Raw genomic sequence first — 20,716 nt, 5'->3', positions numbered from 1 at the left:
TCACTGCCGTACTCCTGCTCCCCGTCAGGTGCAGCGCCGGTCTTCGATCGAAGCGCCCGGTGCGCGGAGGGCCGTTGCCCTGCCACCGGAGGCCACTACCGAGGACCGGCCCGCAGGCGTCGCGGGTCGCGTGGTGCTGAGCGGACGCGGGGCACTTTCTCGGCTATTCAGTTTGCTCATTGGGGCCGCCCCCGATCGCGCGACGCGCCGAAGGGCCCCATATGAGAAGGGAGCGGCGCGGGCGCCGCTCCCTTTCCCCGCTATCGGCGGAGACCGAGCCGCTCGATGAGCGACCGGTAACGCTGGATGTCGTTGTTCTGAAGGTACTTCAGCAGACGACGGCGGCGGCCGACCAGCAGAAGGAGCCCACGACGGCTGTGGTGGTCGTGCTTGTGCGTCTTCAGGTGCTCGGTCAGCTCGCTGATGCGCTTGGTGAGCAGCGCCACCTGGACCTCGGGCGACCCGGTGTCGCCCTCGACGGTGGCATATTCAACGATGATCTGCTTCTTGGCGGCAGTGTCAAGCGACACGCGGCTCTCCTCTTTTTACGATGTGGCACGCGAGTCTCTGGAAACCCCCGAACGACCGTGCGTGCCAACAGTCGCCGTGGCGAGCCGACGTGAGCCTTCGAAGACTCCGCTACTGGGCCGACATGCAAGGTTACCACCGGAGCACAGCGCATCGCACAACGCGAAAACCCGCCCTCAACGCACTCCCACCAGACGCTAAAGCGCGGTCAAAAGCCGAACCTGGTCGACATCGGCGCGGATCTGAGCCACCAGCGCCTCGACGGAGTCGAACCTGAGATTATCGCGCAGCCGCGCCCCGAACTCGACCGCGACCCGGACCCCGTAGAGGTCGAGGTCGTCGTGGTCGAGGGCGTATGCCTCGACCGTACGGGGCACCCCGTCGAACGTCGGGTTGGTGCCGACGGAGATGGCGGCCGGCCAGCGGGCTCCGCCGTACGGCGCGGGGATGTTGCCCGTGGGCAGGCATTGGAGCCAGCCCGCATAGACGCCGTCGGCGGGGATCGCGGTCTGCGGTGGGGACTCGACGTTGGCGGTCGGGAAGCCGAGCGCCCGCCCGCGCTGGTAACCCCTCACCACCAGGCCCTCCACGCGGTGCGGACGGCCGAGCGCCCGCGCCGCCGCCTCGACGTCGCCCTCGACCAGGTGCCGGCGCACCAGGCTGGAGGAGACGGTCTCCGTGCCCGCCACCAGCGGCACCCCCTCAACAGTGAAATCGTATTTGTCGCCCAGCGCTCGCAGGGTCTCGAGATCGCCCGACGCCATGTGCCCGAAGCGGAAGTCGGCCCCGACCACCACGGCGGCCGCGTGCAGCCCCTCCGACAGCACCGTCTGCGTGAACTCGTCGGGGCTCAGCCTCGCGAACTCGACGGTGAACGGCAGGACGCACAGAACGTCGACCCCGAGGCCCGCCAGCAGTTCCGCGCGGCGCGTGGCCGTGAGCAGGCGCGTGGGACGCGAGCCGGGCCGTGCGATCTCATCCGGGTGCGGGTCGAACGTGACCACCACCGAGGGCAGGCCCAGCGCACGGGCGAGCTCGACCGTGCGCCCGATCAAGTGCCGGTGCCCGAGGTGCACACCGTCGAACACGCCCACCGTGACGACGGATCTGCCCCAGTCGTCGGGCATGTCCCGCAGCCCGTGCCAGCTGAGCACGTTGACCTCGTTCCTCACGTCGGTTTCAGCCCCCCAAGACTGCCATGGACAGCACAGCTCGCCCCAATCGGGTCGGCCCCAGCCGGACCCCCGCCGCCGGACAGCGCACGGCCGGACGTCCCGCCGCCAGATACTACGGTGCGAACACCGCGAGCGGCTTGGCGCCCCGCTCGTCTTCGGTGACGAGGGCCAGCAGCGCGCCGTCGGGCGCGAACACGCCGATGGGCCCGGATCCGAGACCCGAGGGCGCCAGGCGCCCGCCGTGGGAGACGAGCCGCGCCTCCTCAGCGCTCACATCCCGGCGCGGGAAGGCGGCCGAGACGGCGTCGGCGATCGGAAGGATCTCGCACGCCTGCGCGAGCTCGTCGAGCGTGCGGGCCTGTTCGAGCCCGTAGGGGCCGACCAGCGTACGGCGGAGCGCGGTCAGATGCCCCCCGACCCCGAGCGAGGCGCCGAGGTCGCGGGCGAGCGACCGGATGTAGGTGCCGCTCGAACAGGCCACCACGGCGTCCACGTCCACGACGGCGCCGCCGTGCCGTACGGCTGTCACCTCGAACGAACCCACCGTGACCGGCCTGGCCCGCAGCTCGACCTCTTGCCCGGCCCTGGCCCTCTTGTAGGCGCGCTCGCCGTTCACCTTGATGGCGCTGACCTGCGGCGGAACCTGCATGAGCCGCCCGGTGAGAGCGGACGTCCCCGCTGCGATCCGCTCGGCCGAGACCTCGGCAGCGGACACCTCCGCGAGGATCTCGCCCTCGGCGTCATCGGTCGTGGTCGTCACGCCCAGCCTGATCGTCGCCTCGTAGACCTTGTCGGTCAGGGCCAGGTGCCCGAGCAGACGGGTGGCCTTCTCCACGCCGATCACGAGAATCCCGGTGGCCATGGGGTCCAGCGTGCCCGCGTGCCCGACCTTGCGAGTGCCCGCGATGCCGCGAAGCTTGGCCACGACGTCATGGGACGTCCACCCGGCGGGCTTGTCGACGACGATCAGTCCGCTCGGCGGAGGGGTGCGGCGGGGCCTCTGGCTGCTCATTGCGGAATCCTCAAGAGACTGCGGAATCTGGCCATGGTGGTGTCGACCGTCTCGTAGGAGGTGAAGCCCGCCGCGGAGACATGGCCGCCACCTCCCAGGGCGGTGGCGATCTTAGCGACGTCCACGGCGCCCTTGGACCGGATGGACACCTGCCAGGCGCCCTCGTCGTCCTGTTTGAGCACGACCGCCACCTCGGCCTCGTCCGCACGCCGTACAACGTCGATGACGCCCTCCACCTCGTCGTACGGCAGGCCGTACGCGGCCCGGTCCGCATGCGTGATGTAGGTCCACACCAGCCCGAGCCCGCCGGCCGCCTCCCGGTCGAGGACGACCCTGTTCATGGCGGCCCCGAGCACCTTCAGGTAGCCGAAGGGGGAACGGTCCCACAGTTCACGGGCGATGACCTCCGTGCGCAGGCCCGTGGAGATCAACCTCCCGGCCATGGCGTGCGCGGACGGAGAGGTGGAGGAGTATTTGAACGATCCAGTGTCGGTCGCGAGCCCGGTGTAAAGGCACACGGCGATGTCCCGGTCGATCGGCACGCCGAGGCGGCGGATCAACTCCTCCACCAGTACGGCTGTCGCCGCGGCCGAGGGGTCGACCACGCAGAGCGTGCCGAATCCGGTGCAGGACGGGTGGTGGTCGACGACGATCAGCTCCCCGGCCCGGTCGGCGGACCGGCTCAGCAGACCGAGCCGGTCCGCCGTCGAGGCGTCGAACGTGAGCATGAGCTCCGGGGCGGAGGGATACGCGGACGGCGGGACCAGAAGGTCCTGTCCCGGGAGGAAGCGGAGCAGCCTCGGCACCCGGAAGACGCGGTCGCCGAAGGAGGCGACCACCCGCTTCCCGAGCACCCTCAGGGCCTGGCCGAAGGCCAGCATCGACCCGAGAGCGTCGCCGTCGGGCGCCACATGGCACGCCAACGCGATCTCATCGGCCGACTCGACCAGCGTGACCGCACGCTCCCAGTCACCCTCGGTGATCTTCCACTCGGGGTGTTCACGTGAGTCGCGGGCGGCCCGCCCACCGTGTGCCTGGGGTGTCACGTCGCCGGCGATCCCGCACGGCCGGACGGCTCGCCCTCCGGCTCCTCGTCGTCCGATTCCGGCTTGCGGTACGGGTCGGCGTCGCCGGCGTGGCTCGCGCCCTCCGCACGCCTGGCGATCTCCTCGTCCCTGGTCTTCGCCTCCACCAGGAGGTCGTCGATGTGCTTGGCGCTGCCGGGCAGAGGGTCGTGGGTGAAGGTCAGGGTGGGCGTATGGCGAAGGCCGGTCTGGCGGCCCACCTCGGAACGGATCACACCCCGCGCGCTCTCCAGCGCGGCGGCGGTGTCGGCCCGCTCGGCCTCCGAGCCGAACACGGTGTAGTAGACCGTCGCGTCTCGCAGGTCTGCCGTGATGCGGGCGTCCGTGACGGTCACGAACCCAAGGCGCGGATCCTTGATCCGGCGCTCCAGCATTTCGGCCACAACCTGTTGGATGCGGTCGGCGAGTCTGCGCGCACGCGCGGCGTCCATAGGCGCTCCCCCTATTTCAGAGTATGTGAGGAAGAGGGCGCTTCAGGTTCCGCGCCCTTCCCCGATGCGGGGGCCGGTGTGCAGGGCGGCTCCACACCGGCGGTGGGTCATTCGTCTTCGTCGTGAAATAGCCGCTGCCTGGCCGACAGGAGTTCGATCTCCGGGTGGAACGCCACCGCGCGTTCGCAGGCATCGAGCACCTCGCCGCAGTTGCCCGCCGTCGCGGACACCACGGCGATGCCGATCTGGGCCCGGCGATGGAGGTCGAGGTGGCCGGTCTCGGCGACGGCGATGGCGGGGAACCGCCTTTTCAGCTCGGCGACGAGGGGACGCACCACGGAGCGCTTCTGCTTCAGCGAACGGACGTCACCGAGCAGGATGTCAAGGGACAGGGCACCGACATACATCGTGGTTTGACCACCGCGTGGGTCAGGTATTGCCAGGGGAACGCACGCCCGGGCTGCCGACGGGCCGCGGCGGTAACCCTGCCGGAGCCCCGGCGTGCGAGAGGCGTCCGGCGGCGGACCCGCCGGACGCCTGTGGACCTTAGGCCCTCGGCTTCTCCCGCATCTCGAACGTCTCGATGACGTCCTCGATCTTGATGTCGCTGAAGCCGACCCCGATGCCGCACTCGAAGCCCTCGCGGACCTCGGTCGCGTCGTCCTTGAAGCGACGCAGCGACGTGACGGTGAGGTTGTCGGCCACGACGACACCGTCGCGGATGATCCGGGCCTTGCTGTTGCGTGTGATCGTGCCGGAGCGGACGATGGCACCCGCGATGTTGCCGATCTTCGGCACCTTGAAGACCTCGCGGACTTCGGCGGTGCCGAGCCTGGCCTCCTCGAACTCGGGCTTCAGCATGCCCTTGAGCGCCGCCTCGACCTCCTCGATCGCCTGGTAGATGACCGAGTAGAACCGCAGCTCGACGCCCTCGCGGTCGGCGAGCTCCTGGGCGTTGCGCTCAGGCCGCACGTTGAAGCCGATGATGATGGCGTCACCGGTGATGGCCAGGTTGACGTCGTCCTGCGTGATCGCGCCGACACCGCGGCGGATGATGCGCAGGCCGACCTCCTCGCCGACGTCGATCTTGACCAGCGCGTCTTCCAAGGCCTCCACAGAACCCGAGACGTCACCCTTGAGGATGAGCACGAGCTCCTGCGTCTCGCCGCGCTCCATGTCCTTGAAGAGGTCCTCAAGGGTACGGCGGGCGCGGCGCGAGGCCATCTCGGCGTTGCGCGCACGGGTCGTGCGCTGGTCGGCGATCTGCCGGCCGGTCCTGTCGTCCTCGACCACGAGGAAGTTGTCTCCCGCACCGGGCACGGCGGTGAGGCCGAGCACGAGCACGGGCCGGGACGGCGGAGCCTCGGTGACCGGCGTGTTGTTCTCGTCGAGCATCGCGCGGACACGGCCGTAGGCCTGACCGCAGACGATCGAGTCGCCCACGCGCAGCGTGCCGCGCTGCACCAGCACGGTCGCCACGGGACCACGGCCCCGGTCGAGGTGCGCCTCTATCGCGACGCCCTGAGCCGGCTGCGAGGGGTTGGCCCGCAGGTCGAGCTCGGCGTCGGCGGTGAGCACGACGGCCTCGAGGAGGCTGTCGATGCCGATGCCGCGCAGGGCCGAGATGTCGACGAACATGGTCGAGCCGCCGTATTCCTCGGCGATCAGACCGTATTCGGTGAGCTGCGCCCGCACCCGGCTCGGGTCGGCGCCCTCCTTGTCGACCTTGTTGACCGCGACCACGATCGGCACACCGGCCGCCGTCGCGTGGTCGATCGCCTCCGTGGTCTGCGGCTTGACGCCGTCGTCGGCGGCGACCACCAGCACCACGAGGTCGGTGGTCTCGGCACCGCGGGCACGCATGGCGGTGAACGCCTCGTGACCCGGGGTGTCGATGAAGGTGATCTTGCGCTCTTCCCCGTCGACCTCGGTGGCCACCTGGTAGGCACCGATGTGCTGGGTGATGCCGCCGGCCTCGCGCGCCACCATGTTGGTGTTGCGGATGGCGTCGAGCAGCTTCGTCTTACCGTGGTCGACGTGACCCATGACGGTCACGACCGGCGGACGCGCCACGAGGTCGGCCTCGTCGCCCTCGTCCTCACCGAACTCGATGTCGAAGGACTCGAGCAGCTCGCGGTCCTCGTCCTCGGGGCTCACGACCTGGATCGCGTAGTCGAGCTCCTGGCCGAGAAGCTGGAGCGTCTCCTCGTTCACCGACTGGGTGGCGGTCACCATCTCGCCGAGGTGCATCATGATCTGCACCAGGGACGCCGGGTTCACACCGATCTTGTCGGCGAAGTCGCTCAGCGAGGCCCCGCGGGGAAGCCTGATGGACTGGCCGCCACCGCGCGGGATGGAGACGCCGCCGATCGCCGGCGCCTGCATGTTGTCGAACTCTTGACGACGCTGGCGCTTGGACTTGCGCCCGCGGGTCGGACGTCCGCCCGGACGCCCGAACGCGCCCGCCGTGCCGCCGCCGCGACCGCGGCCACCGCCGCCACCGCCACCGGGACGACCGGCGAAACCGCCGCCGCCACCGGGACCGCCCGTGCCGGGACCGCCGGGACGACCGCCTCCGCCGGTGCCTCCACGGGGGGCGCCGACACCGCGTCCGCCACCACCACCGGGACGACCGGCACCGCCGCCCGGACGGCCACCGCCGCCGGGGGCTCCGGGACGGCCACCGCCGCCGCCGGAGGCCGGACGCGAGGGCATCATCATCGGGTTGGGACGCGGACCGCCGGGACGGGGACCGCCGCCGCCCGAGGCGCCGCCGGGACGGGGACCGCCCGGAGCAGCCGGACGCGGACCGCCGGGACCGGCGGGCGCGCCGCCACGGCCGCCCGCCGGACGCGGCGGAGCACCGTCGCGCGGGCCCCTGTCGTCACGGCGCGGCTCACGGGTGCCGGGGCCACCGCCGCCCGGACCGCGGTCGTCGCGGCCGGGCCTCGGCGGACGGGGCTGCCCCATGCCGCTCGCGGTCGACGAGAACGGGTTGTTGCCGGGACGCGGGCCGCGAGGGCCTGGACGCGGACCGGGCTTCGGACCCCCTGAGCCACCCTGGCGCTGCTCACGCTGCTCACGCGGCTCACGCGGCTCACGCTGCTCACGCGGACCGGCGGGGCCACCGCCCGAGGGACCGCCCTGAGCGGGACCCTGCTGGCGCGGCCCGGGACGCGGACCGGGCTTGGGGCCCGGACGCGGACTGTGAGCCGCCGGACGCGGAGCGTCCGCGCGAGCGGCGTCGGGACGCGGCTGCGGCGGCTGCGGCGCGTGCGGCATCGGCACCGGCGGCCGAGGCGCGGCCGGGGCCGGGCTCGGAGCCTGGACCTGAGCCGGGCTCGGAGCCTGCGGCTGAGCCGTCGGGGGCTGAGGCCGGGGACCCGGACGGGGACCCGGCTTGGGCATGCCCTGCCCCGGAGGGGCGGGCACGGGAGCGGCGCCCTGGCCGCCTCCCGGACGCGGCCCCCTCGGCGCCGGCCTGCCTGACCTGTCGGACGAGCCCTTGGACCCGCCCTGGAAAGCTTCCGTAAGTTTACGGACCACCGGCGCCTCTATCGTGGAGGACGCCGATCGGACGAACTCGCCCATTTCCTGGAGCTTGGCCATCACGACCTTGCTCTCGACCCCGAACTCCTTGGCGAGTTCGTAGACCCGGACCTTCGCCACTGCACTCCCTAACTCGGCCCGGGAGGCTCGCAGTGCCGCCGGACCGTCGCTACATGGACGTCTTCATCGCCGCGTGCTCATCAGGCGCTCATCGCAATCTGACCCATCAACTCGGCGTCCTACATGACCGTTGGCAACCACTCACCCGGCTTCTCCTTCACGTTGAAGCTCCTCAAGGCAGACCCGCACGCGCGACGTGTCAAGGGCCTCGGTGCCGCGAAACGCGCGCGAAAAGGCCCGGCGTCGCTCGGCGAGCTCCAGACACTTCAGAGTCGGATGCAGCGAGGCACCCCTCCCGTGAAGCCGTCCTCGCAGGTCGGGGACTATGACGCCCTCAACCTGCACCAGGCGGAGCAGCTCGGACTTAACCGTGCGAACCCGACAGCCCACGCATGTTCTCAGCGGGGCTGTCTGGCCACCATATTCCAGCTTACCTTGTGGACGCATCTGCGGAACCGGCTGCGCCTTCCGCTTGGGCGTCCGATCGGATGTCGATCTTCCATCCCGTGAGCTTCGCGGCAAGGCGTGCGTTCTGCCCCTCCTTGCCGATCGCCAGCGAAAGCTGGTAGTCGGGAACGGTCACCCTGGCCATCCGCGCGTCGTAGTCGACGACCTGGACCCGCGACACCCGCGCAGGTGAGAGGGCATTGCCCACGAACTCCGCGGGATCGTCCGACCAGTCGATGATGTCGATCTTCTCACCGTGGAGCTCGGTCATCACGTTCCTGACCCGAGACCCCATGGGACCGATGCAGGCGCCCTTGGCGTTGACCCCGCTGCGCCGCGAACGCACCGCGATCTTCGTACGGTGACCCGCCTCGCGCGCCACCGCGGTGATCTCCACCGTGCCGTCGGCGATCTCGGGGACCTCCAGCGCGAACAGCTTCTTCACCAGGCCCGGGTGGGTCCGCGACAGCGTCACGGACGGGCCCTTCGAGCCCTTCTTCACCTGGAAGACGAAGCAGCGGATGCGCTCGCCGTGAATGTATTCCTCTCCGGGAACCTGCTCGTTGCTCGGCAGGACCGCCTCGATGCGGCCGAGGTCCACCAGCACGACGCGGGGATCGCGCCCCTGCTGGATGACGCCGGCCACCAGCTCGCCCTCGCGGCTGGCGAACTCACCGAAGTTGATCTCGTCCTCGGCGTCCCGCAGCTGCTGGAGGATCACCTGCTTGGCGGTTGTGGCCGCGATGCGGCTGAAGTTTCCAGGAGTGTCGTCGAACTCCCGGACGATCTCGCCGCCCTCTCCCAGCTCGGCGGCCCAGATCGTCACATGCCCACTATCCCGGTCAAGCTGGGCCCGCGCCTTCGGCGCGGCCCCCTCCGTGCGGAAGTAGGCGATCAGCAATGCGTCCTCGATCGCCCTGACGACCAGGTCGAAGGAGATGTCCTTCTCCCGCTCCAGGCTGCGAAGGACACTCATGTCAATGTCCACGAGGCTCTCCCCTTAGCCTTCGTCGCCGTCGTCGTCCGCGTCATCGGCGTCGCCCGCGCGGCGGAATTCCACCTGCACCCGACCTCGGGCCAGGTCTTCGTATTCGATCTTGCGAGACGAGCCCGCCACATCCAGCTCCACACCGGTGCCGTCGGCCCCGGCCACCCGGCCCTCCAGCACACCGCCGTCGCTCAGCTCGGCCTTCACCAGCCGTCCCTTCGCACGACGCCAGTGGCGGGGCAGGGTGAGCGGGCGGTCCACTCCGGGGGAGGTGACCTCAAGGACGTAGGGGGTCGCTCCCATGGCGTCCTGATCGTCGAGCGCCGTGGAGACGGCGTGGCTGACCTCGGCGACGTCGTCGAGGCTCACGCCGCCGTCACGGTCGACGACGACGCGCAGCATGCGCCGCTTGCCCGCCGGGGTGACCGTGACGTCCTCCAGGTCGAACCCCTCCGCGCCGACAACGGGCTCGAGAAGCTTCATCAGGCGCTCCTGGGAGAAGGCGCTGCCCACCTCGACCTCCTCTTGTCACAATCTTCGACGGGCGTATCTCGCCCATGCCGTAAACCCTATCCACACCCAGGCATGGAAAGAGCGCCAGTCGGCCGCCCACCGGTTGGCGAGCCGTACGATGCTGTGTGGTGCCGCGCGCAAGCGACTCGCGCGCCGGGGCCCGCCCCGCGAGCGGGCCGCCGGGGCGGCCCGCCACTGTCGACCCGTCCCACCGGCTTGGGAGGCCACCCGTGCGTCCGCGTCCCTTCAGCAGGCGCGCCCTGCTGTCCGGCGGGGCACTCGGCCTGGCATCCGTCGCCCTGTCCGGCTGCGCCTCCGAGCCCACCGGCCCGGCCACGCCCTCCGCGGCCCCCGACCCCGACGCCGCCCTGCTGCGCGAGCTGATCGCCGAAAAGACGTCCGTCATCGCGCTGTACGGCCAGGCCCGGGCTCCGGGTGACGAGCTCCGGCCGTTCGTCGAACGCCACGAGACCCACCTCGCCGAGCTGCGCCGCCGACTCACCGGCGGCACCGCGGCCCCCTCCTCCCCCGCCGCCGCGGCGTCCCCCACCCCCGGTGGGTCGCCGGGCGAGGTGAGCCTGTCGCGCCTGCGCGACACCGAGCGCCGCTCCGCCGCCGAACGGCCACGTCAGATGGCCGCGGTCTCCCCCTCTCTCGCCCAGCTCATCGCGAGCATCGGCGCGTGCGAGGCCGTTCACGTCTCAGCTCTGTCGAGGCTCATGTGAGATACGAACCAGCGCGCGACCCGGCGCGCGCCACCGGCCGCCATCCCGGCGGAGCCACCCTGCGGGCCGCGGCGGTCCAGACGGGCCCCGCGGACGGCGCCACGGCCGCGGCCACCGGGCCCCACAGCGCGACCACCGGGCCCCACTCGATCGACGAGGCCAAGGCGCTCGACAAGGCCCTCGCCGCCGAGCACGCGGCCGTCTACGCCTATGGCGTCGTGGCCGCACGTTCCAAGGGGCGCACGCGACGCACCGCCACCGCGGCGTTCGACGCGCACAGGGCGCGCCGCGACCGGCTGCGCGGCATGATCAAGAGCCGGGGCGGCACCCCTCCCGAGGCCGAGGCGGCCTACTCCCTGCCGGTGGTCCCCCGCAGTGAGCGTGACGCCGTGGACCTCGCCCTCGACGTCGAAGACGGCATCACCGCGGCATACATCGAGCTCGCCGCCGTCAACGACCCCTCCATCAGAGAGCTCGCGGCCCTCGCCGTCCAGGAGTCCGCCACCCGGCGCTTCGCCTTCCGCCCCGAGATCCCCACCGCCCTGCCCGGCCTTCAGTGACCCGCTCTGCCCGCTAAGGCCACGGTCACGCCCGGCCCGCGCTCACGGCCGGCCGTACGGCCCTGGGCCGGGGCGGGCGCACGGCGGCGCCCGCCCCGGAGGGTGTGCGTCAACTCCGGCAGGCTTCGGCGACGATGCCGGCGGCCTCCCCGAGCGGGATCTCCTGCTTGGCGCCGGTCGCGCGGTCGCGGAGCTCGACGACGCCCTGGGCGAGGCCGCGGCCGATGACGACGATGGTCGGCATGCCGAGGAGCTCGGCGTCTTTGAACTTGACACCCGGGGAGACGCCGGGGCGGTCGTCGACGAGGACGCGCAGGCCCCTGCGCTCAAGCTCGTCGGCGAGGCCGAGGGCGACCTCGATCTGGTTCTCCTTGCCGGTGCCGACGATGTGGACGTCGGCGGGGGCGACCTCACGGGGCCACACGAGGCCGAGCTCGTCGTGGCGCTGCTCGGCGATCACGGCGACGGCGCGGGACACGCCGACGCCGTAGGAGCCCATGGTGACCCGGATGGGTTTGGCGTCCGGGCCGAGGGCGTCGAGGCCGGCGGCATCGGCGTATTTACGGCCGAGCTGGAAGATGTGCCCAATCTCAATGCCGCGGTCCATGAACAGCGGCGACGAGCATCGGGGGCACTCGTCCCCGGCGCGGACCTCGGCGGCCTCGATGGTGCCGTCGGGGTGGAAGTCGCGGCCGGCGACCACGTCGGCCGCGTGGCGGCCCGGCTGGTTGGCTCCGGTCACCCAGGAGGTGCCGGTGACGACGCGGGGGTCGACGAGGTAGCGGATGCCGAGGTCGGCCAGCACCTGCGGACCGATGTAGCCGCGCACGAGGCCGAGGTTGGCCGCGAAGTCGGCCGCCTCGAAGATCTCCGGCTCGCCCGGCGAGAGGGCGGCCTCCAGCCGCTTGAAGTCGACCTCCCGATCGCCGGGCACGCCGATGACGAGGGTCTCCTTCTTGTCGGAGCCGGGCATGGCGACCTTGACCACGACGTTCTTGAGCGTCTGGGCGGCGGTGATGCCGAGGCCGTAGTGCTCGTTGACGTAGGACACGAGGGATTCGATCGTCGGCGTGTCCGGGGTGTCGAGCACCTTCAGGGCGGGCAGGCCGTCGAGCTCGCGCGCGGGCGGGGCGGGCGTGGTCACGGCCTCGGCGTTGGCGGCGTAGCCGCAGCTGCGGCAGGCGACGAAGGTGTCCTCACCGGTCTCGCAGGGCGCGAGGAACTCCTCGGAGGCGGAACCTCCCATCGCCCCGGACATGGCGAAGCAGATCTTGTAGTCGATGCCGAGCCGGTCGAACAGGCGGATGTAGGTCTCGCGGTGCTGCTCGTAGGAGCGCTTGAGGCCGTCGTCGTCGAGGTCGAAGGAGTAGGAGTCCTTCATGACGAACTCACGGCCGCGCAGGATGCCCGCCCGCGGGCGGGCCTCATCGCGATACTTCGTCTGGATCTGGTAGAGCGTCACCGGATAGTCCTTGTAGGACGAGTATTCGCCCTTGACCATGTCGGTGAACATCTCCTCGTGGGTGGGACCCAGGAGGTAGTCGGCGCCCTTGCGGTCCTTGAGGCGGAAGAGCGCGTCGCCGTACTCGGTCCAGCGGTTGGTGCGCTCGTAGTAGTCGCGGGGCAGAAGCGCGGGGAACAGCACCTCCTGCGCCCCCATGCGGTTCATCTCGTCGCGCACGACGCGGGTGACGTTCTCCAGCACCGCCTTGCCCAGCGGGAGCCACGAGTAGACGCCGGGCGCCACCCGGCGGACGTATCCGGCGCGGACCAGCAGCTTGTGGCTCGGGACTTCCGCGTCTGCCGGGTCGTCCCGCAGGGTGCGAAGAAACAACGACGACATGCGCAGTAGCACGGCCACTCCTAAACCCGGCCCGATGTGGGCCACCTGATGAGGACATACAGGCTACCCAGTCCGGCGGCCCCGCGGCCCGCGCATTCCCACCTGTCGCCCCTGTCGCCCGTACGGCGTGCCTCAGAGCGTGATCGCGGCGGTGGCGCCGGCCATGGTGGCCGCGACGGCGAACGCCCGGGCCCGGCCGGCCGTCCTGCGCCGCATGACGAAGACCATGGCGACGGTGATCAGCCCCACGAGTGCGGCGGGCCACGGCCAGAAGTCCCTCCCCGCGGAGGAGGCCAGGCCGGGCGTGGCACGGTCGACGATATCGGCGAGCACGAGGCCCCCGGTGAGGCCGACCGCGACGTCTCCCCACACGTCCCGCCTCCGGGCGGCGTAGGCCAGAAGCGAGAGCGCGAACAGCCCCGCCAGGACGAGGTTGAGTCCGAGCGCACTGCCTCCGACGGAGTCGAAGTCCCACTGGCCTGTCACGGCGATCCCGCCCATCACGGCGACGAGCGGGGCGAGCGCGGCCAGGACGCCGGCGAGCACCGCCCAGGCGAACTCGGACGCGGTGAAGCCGACGACGATCGCGAGCGCGAAGTAGGCGTATGGATCGAAGATGTCCTGCAGCGGCCCAAGGTTCACCACGTGCACGAGCCAGCCGAGGATGCCGACGACCAGTCCCGCGATGAAGGCCGTCAGCAGATGTTGCACGATCGCCAGTTGGCGGCGGTCATACTCCGCGAAGTCCGCGTAGTCAACAGCGATCTTCTTAGGATGTTTTGACATATCTACTAGCCACCATCCCCCAGTCACACAACTTACGGTGGCAGTTAACGAGTTTATATACGTCGGCAAGAAATGGCAATTGGGATGGACCGTAAACTATCTCGCCGATCAAGCGACCGCTTGATCGGCGAGTGCGGGAACACCTGCCCGGCCGCCCGTTCAGCCGCTGAAGAGCTCCTCCCAAGGCCGCCGGATCGGGGTGCTGCGCGTGGTGTCGAGGGCCTCCGACAGCCGCCACCGGGTCGGCCGCGCCGCCGTCTCCCCCCGACCCACCGGGTCCACGGCGCGTAGGACGAACCGGATGCCCATCGCGAGGAACTCCGCGGTGGCACGCCCCGGACACCCCTCCTGCTCGACGAGGGGCTCTCCGGTGCCGGCGTCGTGGAGCTGCTCGGCGATGAGCTCGGCGACCTCGTCGGCCCTCGGCCCCTCACGCCATTCGAGATTCCAGCTCAGGTCGGCTCCGCGCCCCCATGTCAGGTCGCGGCACGTCTCGATCAGCTCCCTCTCGCCCGCGAGGGCGGCCATCACGCGGCCGAGCGCTTCGTAGCGCAGCGCGGCCGAGGCCGGTGTCTCACCGCCCGCGACGGGAATCTTCGCTGGTATGTCAGGGTGAACGACCCGGATGGGCCGAATCTCCGGGAACGTGCCATTCTTCACGCGCCTCGCACCCTGCTTACGTCGCCTCTCCGCCCCTGATCTCGCCACGAGGCACCATTGTTCACGCTTCGCAGCGTCCCCGGTGCAGCCCGCAGGCCCCGGGAGGCCGTCATCACGCGGCGACCTCGGGAAACGGCCCCACGCAAGGGGTGAACCACCGCGCAGGCCGCTCCCGGTGCGGCGGTGCGCGCCGAGGGCGCGGTTCACTGGTGAAAAGGACACTCGTGATGGACAATCACGAAGAACGTCGAGCACCATCCCCCGGGAGGCACCGGTGCCGCTCAGTGTGGCGATCGTCGGTTCGGGCCCCGCCGGCCTCTACACGGCCGAAGCCCTGATCAAGCAGACTCACGAGCCCGTCGAAGTGGACGTGCTCGAACGGCTCCCCACGCCTTACGGGCTGGTGCGGTACGGCGTGGCCCCAGACCACACGTCGATCAAGTCGATCGCCGACTATCTGCGCCGCGTGCTCGAACTCCCCAACATCAGGTTCCTCGGCGGGGTCGAGCTGGGGCGGCACGTGACGACGGCGGACCTGCTGGCGTGCTACGACGCGGTCGTCTACACCACGGGGGCCATGGTCGACCGGCACATGGGCATCCCCGGCGAGGACCTTCCGGGCAGCATCGCGGCCACGGACTTCGTCAACTGGTACTGCGGGCACCCCGACATGCCGTCCACGGCGTTCACGCTGGACAGCCCGGAGGTCGCCGTGATCGGGGTGGGCAACGTCGCCGTCGACGTGGTGCGCATCCTGGCCAAGACGGCCGAGGAGCTGCGGGACACCGATGTGCCCGAGGAGGTGTTGAACCGGCTGGCCGCGAGCCAGGTGAAGGCGATCCACATGGTGGGCCGCCGGGGCCCGGAGCACGCCAAGTTCACCCTCAAGGAGCTGCGCGAGCTCGGTGAGCTGACCAACGCCGACGTCTGCGTCCGCCCCGAAGAGGCGGCCACGGGCGACATCTCCTCGCTGTCCCGGCAGATCCGCGGCAACGTGGACGTCCTGCAGAGCTGGTCGAGGCGCACGCCCGAGGGCCGTCCCCGCCGCCTGGACGTGAGGTTCTGGCTCAGGCCCGTGGAGATCCTGGGGACGTCCAGGGTCGAGGGGATCCGCCTTGAGCACACGGTGCTGGAGGGCGGCAGAGTGGTCGGCACCGGGCGGTTCGAGACCCTGCCCGTCGGCATGGTGCTGCGTTCGGTGGGCTACCAGAGCGTTCCGCTGCCGGGGGTGCCGTTCTCCGACGCCACCAGGACCGTGCCGCACGAGGCCGGCCGCGTACGGCAGCGCGAATACGTCGCGGGATGGCTCAAGCGCGGGCCGACCGGCGTCATCGGCACCAACAAGTCCGACGCCGCGGAAACGGTCCGCACCTTGCTCGCCGACCTCGAAGGGCTCCCCCGGCTGCGCGGGGAGGGCTCGCCGCGTGCCTTGGACGCGCTGCTGGCCGCGCGAGGGGTCGCACCGGTCACCTATGACGACTGGCTGGCGATCGAGACGGCCGAGGCGGCGCTGGCGCACGCGCTCGGCCGTGGGCCTCGCGTCAAGCTCACGGGCCTTACCGCGATGTTCGACGCCATGGGCCGCGAGACCCCCTGACGCCCGCGGACCTCCCGCCGCCCCTCTGACGCCCGTCGACCTCCTGCCGGACATCCACCGTCCGTCGACCTCCCGCCGGACGTCGACCTCCTGCCGGACGTCTACCGCCCGTCGGACGTCTACCGCCCGTCGACCAGGTCCCGCCACCGGCGCACCCGTCCGGCCTCGACGGGCGAGGTCCAGGAGGAGCGTACGGCGCTGCCGACGTGGAAGGCGCGCACCCCGTAGTCGAGCAGCGTCGCGACGTGGACGGGCTTCAGCCCGCCACCGGCCATGATCAGAGCGGCGTCACCGGCTTCGGCCCGCCAGCGCAGAACGTCGAGCCCGTCGCCGACCCCGCCGACCGCCCCGGAGGTGAGCACCGTGGCGAGGTTCGGCAGCAGCCGTACGGCACGCCAGGCGGCCTTCCGGTCGGCGGCGTGGTCGACGGCCCTGTGGAAGGTCCACGGCAGCGGCGCGACCGCGTGGATGAGCGCCTCGGTGGCCTCCAGGTCGACGGCGCCCTCGGCGTTGAGGAAGCCGAAGACGAAGCCGGCGGCGCCCGCCTCGGCCAGGGCCTTGGCGGCCGTCTTGAGATCGGCCAGGGACTGCTCGTCGCACGCGAATCCCGCGGAGTGGCGAAGCATGACCATCTGCGGTAGGGCCGTCTGCGCGGAGATGGCGGCGACCGTCTCCACCGCGGGGGTGAGCCCGTCGGCGGCCATGTCGGCCACGACCTCCAGGCGGTCCGCTCCGCCTTCCTCCGCGGCCACGGCATCGCGCACATTGAGCGCGATCACCTCAAGCAATGATCCGGTCATGGTCTGAGGCTATCGGGTGGGGTTTGTTCCATGAACACCTCCGTGCCAGAAGATTTCCCTAGACTGCACCGCCCCCGGTCCGGACCTCCTCGGGGGAGAGGTCCGGACCGGGGCGGTTCAGCCGGGGCGGCACCACTGTCAGCGCACTTCGTACGCTTGGGGTGTTTTCTGCGGTGCGCGCCTCAGCTCTTCGCCGAGATCAGCAGCGAGCGCCCACCGTGGGTGGACAGGTCGCGGATGGAGATGGTGGGCCGGCCGCCGCGCATGCCCGCGGGCCGCTGGAACAGCGCACCGGAGGCGCGGTGCGGGAGGTCCACCGTACGCACGTGCCAGAACCGGCGGCCGCGGTAGTAGTCCTGAAGGCGCAGGTTGTCCTTAGAGCAGTCCAGGCGGAGCCAGCGCCCTCCGGCGGCCACCACGCGCAGACCCGCCCAGTCGAGCAGGGCGTCGCCCACGCCGTGCCCGGCCCAGCGGCGCGAGATCGCCAGCTTGTGGACGTACAGCGCCGCGCCCGGCTCGTCGGCGGGGGTCCAGAATTCGGCGTCGGCGTTGTCGTCGAGTGCGACGACCGCGGCGATGCCACCGTTCACACCCGGCCCCCTCACATCTACATCACTGTGCGGAGCGTCGTCGCCGACCCGGGCCGCGGGGATCCTGTCGAGCCTGTCGATCCGGGCGGCCGGGCCGTCGAGAACGTAGAGCACGCGGTCCTCGATGAGGGGCTCGATCCGCTCGGCGCCGAAGCCCTGGCGGGGCCACTGCCGTACGCCGAGCTGGTAGAGCCACTCGGCCGCCTCGGCGAGAACGCCGAGAACGGCGGAGAGGTCCTCCTGCCCGGCGCGACGGAGGGTGAAAGAGTCAAGGCGGGTACCAGCGTGCATGATGTGCCCTTTCAGGTGGAGGGGCGCTTCGAGGTGCGAAGCGTTCACGGGTGATGGAGTGAACACGGAACGTAGCCACGCGATAGCGCACGGCTTTCGTACGGATAAATCATGATTTGGGACCGAATGCACGGGCTTATGGGCGCATGCGAAAAAAGCGGCTGATCGCTACGTAGCGATCAGCCGCTCAAACAGTCCCGCGTCCCCCCGGACCACCCCCCGTCACACGGGGACGTCACCGGCGTGTCAGCTCATACCTAATCAAGTGCTTGTCCGCCGGAAGGACGGATACCGCGACACGGACCGGCAGGTCGTCGGGGTCGTAGCCGACCCGGATGTAGACCACCACCGGCGTGCCGGGTTCGAGCATCAAACGCTGGGCCTCCGCCGGCGTGGGCATGCGTGCGGAGATGTCGTCGACGATGCGGACCTGCGGATGGCCGAGCTCGTCCAACACCCGGTTGGCCCCTCGCATGATGTCTCCGGGCCGGGCGATCTCCGACCCCGCCACCAGGGACAGGGGGAAGAAAGAGTCGTTGGTGTTGTACGGCTGGCCGTCCACGAAGCGCAGCCTCTTGCGCACCACGGCGAGCCCGTCGTCGGCCAGCTCCAGTCGGATGGCGACGTCCTCGGGGGGCGCGACGATGGAGACCTCGATGACCTGACCCGGCAGACGCCCCTCGTGGGACACGGCGTAGGCGAACGCCTCACGCGGCCCGCCCTCGGTCTGGGGTTCGAGCTCCCGTTGGGGATACATCAACAGGGGTCGCCGGTCGCGCACGACCGTGCCACGCCTCGGCGTGCGCGTCACCAGACCCTCGTTGACCAGCTCGCCCAAGGCCAACCGGACGGTGTTGCGACTCACACCGTGCGACTGCATGAGGTCGGCCTCGGTCGGTAGCTGATCTCCGGGACCGAGATCACCGGAGTAGATGGCCCTCCGGAGTTCCGAAGCCACCTGCTGGTACAGCGTCGACCGTGCCACTTTCACCCCTTTTGTGCCAACAAATTTAGACGATCTGCTTCTAGCGTGGAACAACCTCTTGACCGCGACCCCTCAGACCCGCATTATCCAAACGTTGGTACAAATCCATCGAAAGGTCGGCGAGGAGTGACGATCGGTGCTGTCGGCGTGAACGGAGCCTCCGCACCCGCCCAGGCACGACCCCGGCGAGGCAACGCGTCTACTGCGTTACGGGTTGCATCGCGCGGGGCTCACCCACACCTATCAGAGCACCAGGAGTGGCTTGGGCCGGTTGTCGAGATGTCCGATGGGAGCAAGAACGGATCATTCCGCTTTTTTCCAGCGGAAATGTGATGGAGTTGTCACCCGTGAACGACCCGGCGGGAACAACTCAGCCCAACACCACGACGGCTCGGTCTGTCCGGCGCCTCTCCTGAGACGCCCTCACCGACTCCCCGTGCGACCAGGTGGCATAGGACCTCAACCCTCGCCGAGGTCCTGTGTCCCTCGCCGGGGTCGGCCGTGCTCTGGCGGGTCCCCCACGCCCGCCAGAGCACGGCCACACCTCTCCCGGTGTTCGCAGGTGACGGACGGTGTCCTACCGTGCCGTTCATGGGAAACGAGAGGCGTGCGGCGCACGTTCTAGAAGTGCTCGCGGCCGAGTTCGGTGAAGCGATCAAGCAGGACCCGGCGGCCTTCCGCCGGAAATTTCGTAAGATGGCCGCCTCCCCCTTCGCCTTCTACCGGGGCAGCGCCTGCGTCTTCTACGCGGACATGACGGGGGACTACGCCGACGATTCCTACCTCGACGCGCAGACCCGCCGGGTGTGGATGCACGGCGACCTTCACGCCGAGAACTTCGGCACCTACATGAACGCCTCCGGCGTGCTGGTGTTCAACGTCAACGACTTCGACGAGGCCTACGTCGGGCCCTACACCTGGGACCTCAAGCGCCTCTCCGCGAGCGTCGCCCTCATCGGCTACGCCAAGGCCCTGTCCGACGGCGTCATCACCGACCTCGTGGCGGAGTTGTCCCGGGCCTACCTCGGCGAGCTCACCGGCATCGCCCTCGGCGGCGACGGCGCCGTCGGGTCGCTCACCCTGGACACCACCACAGGCGCCCTGCGCAAGGTGCTCCAGCGCGCGCGGCTCCACACCCGTGTGGCGCTCCTGGACGTCGAGACCACCATCGACGACTACGACCGCCGCTTCGCGCTCATGGACGGGCGCGAACCCGTCGACGCCGCCCAGCGCGAGGCCGTCATCGCCGCGTTCCACGACTACCTCACCACCCTGCCCGCGCGCCCCGAGGGCGGCCGGGCCGTCGAGCACACCATCAAGGACGTCGCTCTCCGCAAGGGTGTCGGCATCGGCTCGGCCGGCCTTCCCTCCTACAACATGCTGCTGGAAGGGCACACCCAGGCCCTGGAGAACGACGTCATCCTCTACATGAAGCAGGCCCAGGTGCCCGCGGTCGCGCGCTACATCGACGACGACAAGGTGCACCGCTACTTCCGGCACCAGGGCCACCGTACGGCCGAATCGCAACGTGCCCTCCAGGCGTACGCCGACCCGTGGCTCGGATACACCTGCCTCAACGGCATCGGGCAGGTTGTCGCCGAGGTCTCCCCCTACTCCGCCGATCTCGACTGGGATGACGTCAACGAACCCGAGGAGATCTCCTCCGTCCTGCGCGACCTCGGCCGGGCGGTCGCCCGCATGCACGCGGTCGCCGACGACGAGTCCAGCCACGACCTGGTGGACTTCTCCACCGAGAAGGCCATCGTGGCGGTCGTGGGCGGCGAGACGGCGGGCTTCACCGGCATGCTGGTGGACTTCGCGCACGCGTACGGCGCCCAGGCCAGGGAAGACCACCAACTGTTCGTAGACCTGTTCAGGAACGGCAGACTGCCCGGCTGACCCCGCCGACCCGATACTCCGGACTCCCGAACCGCGGCCCCACCGCGGGTTTGGCGGGCACGGCCGCCATGGTGAACGAGCCCGTGGGGTCGGTGCTGCCGCAGTAGCGGCGCGCCCCGGGAGGCGGGGTCC

Annotated in this window: 20 protein-coding genes; 4 read left to right on the top strand and 16 right to left on the bottom strand. The window is 70.4% G+C overall.

Annotated features, from left to right (window positions below; genetic code table 11):
* Positions 1-260 precede the first annotated feature (260 nt).
* From rpsO to rimP, 10 genes are all read right to left on the bottom strand, one after another.
* Positions 261-530 (bottom strand): 30S ribosomal protein S15, encoded by a 270-nt coding sequence (gene rpsO / locus BLQ73_RS02060; RefSeq protein ID WP_093167659.1) that lies wholly within the window; start codon positions 528-530, stop codon positions 261-263.
* Between the two features lie 195 nt (positions 531-725).
* The gene (locus tag BLQ73_RS02055; RefSeq protein ID WP_176955251.1) at positions 726-1,682 is read right to left on the bottom strand and encodes a bifunctional riboflavin kinase/FAD synthetase; all 957 of its coding nucleotides are present in this window, start codon (positions 1,680-1,682) and stop codon (positions 726-728) included.
* 133 nt (positions 1,683-1,815) lie between these two features.
* Positions 1,816-2,715, bottom strand: a complete 900-nt coding sequence (truB, locus tag BLQ73_RS02050) for a tRNA pseudouridine(55) synthase TruB (RefSeq protein ID WP_093167656.1) — start codon at positions 2,713-2,715, stop codon at positions 1,816-1,818.
* The gene (locus tag BLQ73_RS02045; RefSeq protein ID WP_245690718.1) at positions 2,712-3,761 is read right to left on the bottom strand and encodes a DHH family phosphoesterase; all 1,050 of its coding nucleotides are present in this window, start codon (positions 3,759-3,761) and stop codon (positions 2,712-2,714) included. The genes truB and BLQ73_RS02045 overlap by 4 nt, the downstream gene beginning before the upstream one ends.
* On the bottom strand, positions 3,758-4,231 hold the full coding sequence (rbfA, locus tag BLQ73_RS02040) for a 30S ribosome-binding factor RbfA (RefSeq protein WP_093167654.1): 474 nt from the start codon (positions 4,229-4,231) through the stop codon (positions 3,758-3,760). The genes BLQ73_RS02045 and rbfA overlap by 4 nt, the downstream gene beginning before the upstream one ends.
* A gap of 107 nt (positions 4,232-4,338) precedes the next feature.
* Positions 4,339-4,638: a DUF503 domain-containing protein gene (locus BLQ73_RS02035; RefSeq protein ID WP_093167652.1), complete on the bottom strand. Its 300-nt coding sequence runs from the start codon at positions 4,636-4,638 to the stop codon at positions 4,339-4,341.
* A gap of 139 nt (positions 4,639-4,777) precedes the next feature.
* On the bottom strand, positions 4,778-7,900 hold the full coding sequence (infB, locus tag BLQ73_RS02030) for a translation initiation factor IF-2 (protein ID WP_093167650.1): 3,123 nt from the start codon (positions 7,898-7,900) through the stop codon (positions 4,778-4,780).
* Positions 7,901-8,041: 141 nt separating this feature from the next.
* Entirely contained in the window at positions 8,042-8,347 is a 306-nt protein-coding gene (locus tag BLQ73_RS02025; RefSeq protein ID WP_093167648.1) for a YlxR family protein, read from the bottom strand.
* Positions 8,331-9,323: a transcription termination factor NusA gene (gene nusA / locus BLQ73_RS02020; RefSeq protein WP_218125594.1), complete on the bottom strand. Its 993-nt coding sequence runs from the start codon at positions 9,321-9,323 to the stop codon at positions 8,331-8,333. The genes BLQ73_RS02025 and nusA overlap by 17 nt, the downstream gene beginning before the upstream one ends.
* Positions 9,324-9,347: 24 nt before the next feature.
* Positions 9,348-9,848, bottom strand: a complete 501-nt coding sequence (gene rimP / locus BLQ73_RS02015; protein ID WP_093167643.1) for a ribosome maturation factor RimP — start codon at positions 9,846-9,848, stop codon at positions 9,348-9,350.
* A 230-nt stretch (positions 9,849-10,078) separates the two neighbouring features.
* On the opposite strand from rimP, the gene BLQ73_RS02010 reads away from it, so the two are divergent.
* Both BLQ73_RS02010 and BLQ73_RS02005 read left to right on the top strand, forming a co-directional pair.
* On the top strand, positions 10,079-10,573 hold the full coding sequence (locus BLQ73_RS02010; protein WP_093167640.1) for a hypothetical protein: 495 nt from the start codon (positions 10,079-10,081) through the stop codon (positions 10,571-10,573).
* Positions 10,570-11,133 (top strand): ferritin-like domain-containing protein, encoded by a 564-nt coding sequence (locus tag BLQ73_RS02005; protein WP_245690717.1) that lies wholly within the window; start codon positions 10,570-10,572, stop codon positions 11,131-11,133. Before BLQ73_RS02010 ends, BLQ73_RS02005 begins: the two co-directional genes overlap by 4 nt.
* A gap of 109 nt (positions 11,134-11,242) precedes the next feature.
* On the opposite strand, the gene BLQ73_RS02000 is transcribed toward BLQ73_RS02005, so the two are convergent.
* From BLQ73_RS02000 to BLQ73_RS01990, 3 genes are all read right to left on the bottom strand, one after another.
* Positions 11,243-12,988 (bottom strand): proline--tRNA ligase, encoded by a 1,746-nt coding sequence (locus tag BLQ73_RS02000; RefSeq protein ID WP_176955225.1) that lies wholly within the window; start codon positions 12,986-12,988, stop codon positions 11,243-11,245.
* Between the two features lie 120 nt (positions 12,989-13,108).
* Positions 13,109-13,762, bottom strand: coding sequence for a hypothetical protein (locus BLQ73_RS01995; RefSeq protein ID WP_093167638.1), 654 nt, complete (start codon positions 13,760-13,762; stop codon positions 13,109-13,111).
* Positions 13,763-13,921: 159 nt separating this feature from the next.
* The gene (locus tag BLQ73_RS01990) at positions 13,922-14,422 is read right to left on the bottom strand and encodes a hypothetical protein (protein ID WP_143020081.1); all 501 of its coding nucleotides are present in this window, start codon (positions 14,420-14,422) and stop codon (positions 13,922-13,924) included.
* Between the two features lie 274 nt (positions 14,423-14,696).
* Here BLQ73_RS01990 and BLQ73_RS01985 point away from each other — a divergent pair, with 274 nt between their 5' ends.
* Positions 14,697-16,019, top strand: a complete 1,323-nt coding sequence (locus BLQ73_RS01985; RefSeq protein ID WP_093167636.1) for an FAD-dependent oxidoreductase — start codon at positions 14,697-14,699, stop codon at positions 16,017-16,019.
* A 119-nt stretch (positions 16,020-16,138) separates the two neighbouring features.
* Here BLQ73_RS01985 and BLQ73_RS01980 read toward each other — a convergent pair whose 3' ends face one another.
* The 3 genes from BLQ73_RS01980 to BLQ73_RS01970 form a co-directional block, all read right to left on the bottom strand.
* On the bottom strand, positions 16,139-16,819 hold the full coding sequence (locus BLQ73_RS01980; RefSeq protein WP_093167633.1) for a copper homeostasis protein CutC: 681 nt from the start codon (positions 16,817-16,819) through the stop codon (positions 16,139-16,141).
* A gap of 182 nt (positions 16,820-17,001) precedes the next feature.
* Positions 17,002-17,700 carry a GNAT family N-acetyltransferase gene (locus BLQ73_RS01975; protein ID WP_176955224.1) on the bottom strand — a complete coding sequence of 233 codons (699 nt, stop codon included), beginning with the start codon at positions 17,698-17,700 and terminating at the stop codon, positions 17,002-17,004.
* A gap of 235 nt (positions 17,701-17,935) precedes the next feature.
* A complete protein-coding gene (locus BLQ73_RS01970; RefSeq protein ID WP_093167631.1) occupies positions 17,936-18,685 on the bottom strand; it encodes a GntR family transcriptional regulator in 750 nt (249 codons plus the stop codon).
* Positions 18,686-19,276: 591 nt separating this feature from the next.
* Between BLQ73_RS01970 and BLQ73_RS01965 the strand changes: the two genes are divergently transcribed.
* Positions 19,277-20,584 carry a DUF2252 domain-containing protein gene (locus BLQ73_RS01965; protein WP_093168117.1) on the top strand — a complete coding sequence of 436 codons (1,308 nt, stop codon included), beginning with the start codon at positions 19,277-19,279 and terminating at the stop codon, positions 20,582-20,584.
* The last annotated feature ends 132 nt before the right edge of the window (positions 20,585-20,716 follow it).

The sequence above is a fragment of the Sinosporangium album genome (assembly GCF_900100605.1).
Lineage (GTDB): Bacteria > Actinomycetota > Actinomycetes > Streptosporangiales > Streptosporangiaceae > Sinosporangium > Sinosporangium album.
The sequence above is the reverse complement of the archived record's forward strand: the minus strand, read 5'-3'. Positions and strand labels throughout refer to the sequence as shown.

Excerpts from the sequence above, each read along its gene's own strand:
- BLQ73_RS02025 (WP_093167648.1), bottom strand. The coding sequence starts at position 8,347 with ATGCGTCCACAAGGTAAGCTGGAATATGGTGGCCAGACAGCCCCGCTG.
- BLQ73_RS02035 (WP_093167652.1), bottom strand. The coding sequence starts at position 4,638 with ATGTATGTCGGTGCCCTGTCCCTTGACATCCTGCTCGGTGACGTCCGT.
- rbfA (WP_093167654.1), bottom strand. The coding sequence starts at position 4,231 with ATGGACGCCGCGCGTGCGCGCAGACTCGCCGACCGCATCCAACAGGTT.
- BLQ73_RS01975 (WP_176955224.1), bottom strand. The coding sequence starts at position 17,700 with ATGCACGCTGGTACCCGCCTTGACTCTTTCACCCTCCGTCGCGCCGGG.
- BLQ73_RS01965 (WP_093168117.1), top strand. The coding sequence starts at position 19,277 with ATGGGAAACGAGAGGCGTGCGGCGCACGTTCTAGAAGTGCTCGCGGCC.
- truB (WP_093167656.1), bottom strand. The coding sequence starts at position 2,715 with ATGAGCAGCCAGAGGCCCCGCCGCACCCCTCCGCCGAGCGGACTGATC.
- BLQ73_RS01980 (WP_093167633.1), bottom strand. The coding sequence starts at position 16,819 with ATGACCGGATCATTGCTTGAGGTGATCGCGCTCAATGTGCGCGATGCC.
- nusA (WP_218125594.1), bottom strand. The coding sequence starts at position 9,323 with ATGAGTGTCCTTCGCAGCCTGGAGCGGGAGAAGGACATCTCCTTCGAC.
- BLQ73_RS01995 (WP_093167638.1), bottom strand. The coding sequence starts at position 13,762 with ATGTCAAAACATCCTAAGAAGATCGCTGTTGACTACGCGGACTTCGCG.